Genomic DNA, 3,808 nt, shown 5'->3' with positions numbered 1-3,808 from the left:
ACACCCCGAAAATTAGTTTTTGTAATCCAAATTTGTATTTTTGAACTATTTGAAAAGCTTTCGGGGTGTGTCCTGCGGATGCAGGGCACACACATAGTATTTGCAAAAAAGCGGGTTCGGTGCTTGCTCAAAGTTTAGTAATATTTATTAACTTTGGTGCTTAACCGAAAGGAAGTGCATTTAAAACCGCTTCTTCGCAAATACTCGACCGTTACATGCAAGCGTAAGAGACGACACGACAAGAACAGAATGCTAGAAAAACACAAAGCTGACAAACTCCAAAATGCTAATTATAGTCTGTGGTACGCCTTGAATACTAAAAGTAGCTTTGTGCAGACTTTAGTTAGCAATGATTTCGGAACATGACATACTAAACTTATTCGGAGAAAACGTCAGAAAACACAGACGGCTTCTCAATATTTCCCAAGAAGAATTAGCACATCGTGCTGACCTTCATAGGACATATATAGGTATGATTGAACGAGCGGAAAAGAACATCACGCTTGTTAATATGCAGAAGATTGCTAACGCTTTAGAAGTTAAAATTGAAGACTTACTAAAAATTAGCAATAATGAAAATAAGCGTTGAAGAACTTAACGAACTTTTTAAAAGTTCTGGCATTGAAATTCTTGAACTAAGAGAAGATTTAAAATCCTCTGAGAAATACGTTGACGTTAGAATTATTCAAGACAATGGATATGAGTGGGCAGGCTCAATCCCTTATTTCTATCGCAGAACAGGGCTTTTTATTGAAAATCCAGAAGACTTGCTTGCTTATTTAACAGCGATAAAAAAGTTTTTTACAAAAGAAAGCATTGCAAAATTTCAGAAAGAAGAAAAGAAATTTTGGAAAGAAAACATGAAAGGTAGCGATGTTACAATTCATTTCTTCAACGAGCTTATAAAAATAAAATGGACTTCTAACTTTCCGCAAAATGATAATCCGCAACGAAGAATACAAGACATCAAAGAAAAGGGTTATACAATTGCTTCTAGGCGTAACGGAAGAAAAGCTGAAAGACTTTTGTTGCCAATTCCTAGAGGTGCGGAAACAGGCTACGAAATTTTTTCGTCTGCTTTCAGAAAGAAAGCATTGAAAACGCTTAATGAAATAAATGTTTATGAATTAAGCTCGGCTAACAAACATGGTTTGCTACCTGACCATAAATTTCCTGAAATCAGGTGGAACGAAGAAACCCGTGCAGAAAATCCTGATGAAATGCCCGACACTGAAATAAAAGAGAAGTTTCAATTGTTGGATAATCAAAGGAACCAGCAGAAACGAGAAGTTTGTAGAAAATGTTTTCAGACAGGTGAAAGAGGAAAACTTTTCGGTTTAAACTATTTCTACAAAGGAACTGATAAGTGGGACACCAAAATCCCTAAAGTTGGTAAAGAAGCTGAAAAAGGATGTGTTGGTTGTGGTTGGTATGACATTGAAAAATGGAGAAACGGCTTAAATAAGTTAATCGAAAAAAGTCAAAAATAAACTTGCATACTATAATTAGCAATTGTAGTTTTGTAGAAAAACTGAATAGATGAATGAAGAAGTAACATTTGGCAGTGTGTGTTCGGGTATTGAAGCTGCGCAACTGGCGTTCAATCCTTTTGGACTAAAACAAGTTTGGAGTTCGGAAATAGCTGAATTTCCAAGTAAGGTTTTAGACTTTCACTATCCACATATTCCAAATGTTGGCGATATGATTGAATTGCCTAGTTTAATTCTAAACAAAAAGTATTCTGCACCAGACGTTTTTTGTGGTGGTACTCCTTGCCAAGCATTCTCATTAGCCGGTTGGAAAAACGGACTATCTGATGAACGTGGACAGCTTACAATGACGTTTATTGAAATTGCAAATGCTATTGACAAAGTAAGAGAAACTGAAAACAAAAAACCTGCAATTGTACTTTGGGAAAATGTTGAAGGTGTTTTAAATGACAAAACAAATGCGTTTGGCAACTTCATTGCGGGTTTAGCAGGTTATGATGAAGAATTAAAAATAAGTAAATGGTCTAAGTCAGGTTTTGTTTTTGGAAAAACAAGAAATGTTGCCTGGCGTGTAATAGATGCAAAACACTTTGGACTTCCTCAGCAACGTAAACGACTTTACGTTTTAGCAGGTGGTAAGGACTTTAGACCTGACCAATTATTATTTGAGTTTGACAATAAAAATGTTGAACTACTTCTTAAAAACAATTCTGCAAAACGGAAAAACGGCACGCTAACACTTTTTGATGATGACATTGAAATATCGGACAACGAAGAACAAATAATTTACAAAGACAACTCAAAGTTTGAATTTTTTAGAAAGTATACAGATTGCCTCTACTCTGCTTACGGCACAAAATGGAATGGAAATGCAGCAGCTTATAATGGCTCTCTATACGTTGCGCAAAACGACAGAATAAGACGATTTACACCATTGGAATGTGAACGGCTTATGGGTTTCCCCGACAATTACACTCTTGTAAACGGAAACAGTGATACAAATCGTTATCAGGCTGTTGGTAATTCTTGGGCTGTCCCAGTGGTCAAATGGATAGGTGAACAAATCTCTACTTATTTTTTAGACGGACACGGTAAAAATATAGATTGGATAAAAAACGTTCGAGAACATAAGAACAACTTAAGCACAAAATTATTTTTACTTGATGGTGTTCACTCTTTGGGTAACGGACAATTTCTGAATGCTTCTGCAATCCCCAACAATCCAATTGAAGGTAATCTTGCTGACATTGTTCAAACAGACGAAGTGCCTGAAAAATTTTATTTAAGTCCTCAAGCATGCAAAGGAATACTTAGACGAAAATTCGAGAGAGACATTAAAATGAATTCAGAACTTCAAAAATTAATGACAATAATCAGCGAAGAATCGAAATATCAAGACGCATGAAAAGAACGCCAGCATGTAACAGGCGTTTGGCTCAATGGCGGGTGACGTGGTTAATTGAACATTCTACCTCGCATCAACTTTTGTGGTGTATTGACAGTTTTGAGCTCCGAAATCCGCCACTGCGCCAAGCGCCAAAACGTTACTGGAAATGGCAAAAAAACGAATCGTTGAATGAACTACAGTATAAAAATAATTGATTTGAAAAAATGTAAAAGCACAGACGATGTATTCGATTGTTTTGCTGAAGCATTAAATTTTAATACATGTAAAGACAAAAGTTCTGATGAACTTAAAAAGCATATTTCGAAATTAAACAATCAATTGTATACAAATGTAATAATTTACAATTACGGAAATACCCAACATTTAGGAGATAATTATTTTGACACGTTCTTGTTGTATCTTTTTGAATTTAACAAAGCTAATTTTGATAAAATACGAATTGACACAGATTACATTTCAAAATCTTTAATTTCAAAAAAAATGACAATAGGAAAGTTATTTTTTGACAAACCTGGACAATATGGTTACAGAGGTGATATAGGATTATGGGATGATTTAGAAAAATATTTCTTATCAGAAGAATTGCCTGAAAATGAAAGCGTATTGCCATGTATAATCTCAAATGCAATTTTAACATTAACTGGAAATTCAGTGTTTAACCAAAAAACATTCGCTGTCGACAAGTATAATAATGGTGGAATGTCGGGAGGTTCAATTTCAAATGAGTTTTGGACAAGAAAAGCTATTCCGCTAATAATGGCCAGAATGATGGTAATAAAACAAGAAAAAAATGTGTCAAATAATTGGACCAAAAAAATATTATGCAAAATCAAAAGCCACTTCCAGTAATCGAGTAGACTGCCCCACTAGAAACTAGCAGGGAGAGCCTCTCACACCACCGAGCATACGG

General features: G+C 35.2%; 4 protein-coding genes. All 4 read left to right on the top strand.

Features of this window, described 5'->3' with window-relative positions; genetic code table 11:
- Positions 1-349 precede the first annotated feature (349 nt).
- The 4 genes from H601_RS0112855 (at position 350) to H601_RS0112840 (ending at position 3,747) form a co-directional block, all read left to right on the top strand.
- Positions 350-589 carry a helix-turn-helix domain-containing protein gene (locus tag H601_RS0112855; protein WP_156900411.1) on the top strand — a complete coding sequence of 80 codons (240 nt, stop codon included), beginning with the start codon at positions 350-352 and terminating at the stop codon, positions 587-589.
- Complete coding sequence (locus tag H601_RS0112850; RefSeq protein WP_051220755.1) at positions 573-1,490, top strand: hypothetical protein; 918 nt, start codon at positions 573-575, stop codon at positions 1,488-1,490. Before H601_RS0112855 ends, H601_RS0112850 begins: the two co-directional genes overlap by 17 nt.
- 49 nt (positions 1,491-1,539) lie before the next feature.
- A complete protein-coding gene (locus tag H601_RS15800) occupies positions 1,540-2,895 on the top strand; it encodes a DNA cytosine methyltransferase (protein WP_051220754.1) in 1,356 nt (451 codons plus the stop codon).
- Between the two features lie 198 nt (positions 2,896-3,093).
- The gene (locus H601_RS0112840; protein ID WP_169628272.1) at positions 3,094-3,747 is read left to right on the top strand and encodes a hypothetical protein; all 654 of its coding nucleotides are present in this window, start codon (positions 3,094-3,096) and stop codon (positions 3,745-3,747) included.
- Positions 3,748-3,808: the final 61 nt, after the last annotated feature.

It is taken from the genome of Flavobacterium filum DSM 17961, assembly GCF_000425465.1.
GTDB lineage: Bacteria > Bacteroidota > Bacteroidia > Flavobacteriales > Flavobacteriaceae > Flavobacterium > Flavobacterium filum.
Note: the sequence above shows the minus strand (reverse complement) of the source record. Positions and strands in the feature narration are given on the sequence as shown.